The organism is Nocardia sp. NPDC003345 (assembly GCF_053589395.1).
Map to the genome: position 1 here is coordinate 1 of NZ_JBSFRU010000606.1, position 1,355 is coordinate 1,355.

The following is a 1,355-nucleotide window of genomic DNA, read 5'->3' on the forward strand; positions in this document are numbered from 1 at the left end:
CCGCGTACCGCGGTGGAGCAGATCATCGCGGAGGTGTTCGCCGAGGTTCTGGGTGTGGACCGGGTGGGTGTGGATGATTCGTTCTTCGCGCTCGGTGGCGACAGTATTGTTTCGATTCAGTTGGTGTCGCGGGCGAAGTCGCGTGGTGTGGTGTTCACGCCGCGTCATGTGTTCGAGCAGCGCACTGTTGCCGGGTTGGCGTCGGTGGCGGAGTCGGCGGATGCGGAGTCGGCGCCGCGGGTGTTGGTGGAGTTGGCCGGTGGTGGTGTCGGTTCGATGCCGTTGACGCCGATCGTGCGGTTCATGGCGGAGCGGCCGGGCTCGTTCGGACGGTTCCACCAGCTGATCACCTTGGATCTACCCGAAGGCGTGGACCGCGAAGCGATTGCCGCGGTCGTGGCTCCGGTGATCGACCGCCACGACATGCTGCGGTCACGGCTGTATTCCGCGGACGGCAGCTGGGTCGTGGAGACGACCGAACAGGGCAGTGTCGATGTGGATTCGCTGATCGATCACACCGTGTTCGACAGCTCGGCCGGTGCGGAAGAACTGAACGCGATCGCGTCGGCCGCGGTCGATACCGCGCTGGACCGGCTCGACCCCGAAGCGGGCGTGGTGGTCCGGTTCGTCTGGCTCGAACCCGATACCGGTGACCGTATCGATAACCGGCACGGGTATCTGGTCGTCGTCGCGCATCACCTCGCGGTCGACGGTGTGTCGTGGCGTGTGCTGGTGCCCGATTTCGTGGTGTCCGCGGTCGCGCACAGCGCCGGGCAGGCTCCCGAACTGCCGGCGCCGGTCACGTCCATGCGGACCTGGGCGCACGAACTGGAGAACAACGCGCACAGCGCGGATCGCCGCGCGGAGCTGGAGTACTGGCGGACCGTCGCCGGTACCGACGACCCTTCGCTGACCGAGCGCCGGATCGATCCGTCGGTGGATACCCACGGCGTCGTCGAGGTGCATTCGGTGGAGGTTTCGCCGGAGGTGACGCAGGCGCTGTTGACCACGGTGCCGGCGTTGTTCCACGGTGGTGTCAACGATGGTCTGCTGACGGCGTTGGTGTTGGCGACCGCGGCGTGGCGGGCGCGGCGGGTGCCGGGTGTGGCTGCCGATGATCCGTTGCTGATCCGGCTAGAGGGTCATGGTCGTGAGGAAGAGCTGGCGCCGGGTGCGGATCTGTCGCGGACGGTGGGCTGGTTCACGGCGTTGTTCCCGGTGCGGTTCGAGCCGGCGGGGGTCGATATCGAGGCCGCGCTGGCCGGTGGACCCGAGATGGGTGCCGCGCTCAAGCTGGTCAAAGAGCAGTTGCTGGCGGTTCCGGACAAGGGCGTCGGGTACGGGCTGCTCCGCTA

General features: G+C 67.3%; 1 protein-coding gene. It reads left to right on the top strand.

Annotated features, from left to right (window positions below):
• On the top strand, positions 1-1,355 hold a 1,355-nt coding region (locus tag ACWDU1_RS32390; RefSeq protein WP_450004223.1), incomplete at both ends, for a condensation domain-containing protein.